General features: G+C 53.3%; 1 protein-coding gene. It reads right to left on the bottom strand.

Annotation, left to right across the window (positions count from 1 at the left end):
- Positions 1-439, bottom strand: a 439-nt coding sequence (locus J502_RS16225; protein WP_034685297.1) for an NAD(P)/FAD-dependent oxidoreductase, incomplete at both ends; no start/stop codon positions are given.

Here is a 439-nt window from a genome sequence, read left to right as displayed (position 1 = left end):
CATCTTTGCCAATGCCCATGTCACCGGTCTGGATTCCGCGGACCGAACCATCTTCATGGTAGAGGATTTCTGATGCAGCAAAGCCCGGGAAGATCGAGACTTCCAGCTCCTCTGCCTTGGCACCCAGCCAGCGTACGACATTGCCCAGCGAGATGACGTAGTTGCCATCATTATGCATGGTTTTTGGCACCATCCAGTGCGGTGCTTCTTTGGAGGTGGTGTCAGAGAGCAGGAAAAAGGTTCTGTCTTCAGTCACCGGGACATTAAGCGGAGCACCGAGCTCTTTCCAGTCGGGGAAGAGTTCATTCATGGCCCGGGGTTCAAGTACAGCACCGGAAAGAATATGCGCACCAACTTCGGAACCTTTTTCGACGACACAAACGGAAAGATCGGGTAGGTTGTTTTCAATCGCCAGTTGACGGATGCGGATCGCAGCTGA

Source organism: Acinetobacter sp. 1294596 (genome assembly GCF_000582925.1).
In the GTDB taxonomy this organism is placed as follows: domain Bacteria; phylum Pseudomonadota; class Gammaproteobacteria; order Pseudomonadales; family Moraxellaceae; genus Acinetobacter; species Acinetobacter radioresistens.
Note: the sequence above shows the minus strand (reverse complement) of the source record. Positions and strands in the feature narration are given on the sequence as shown.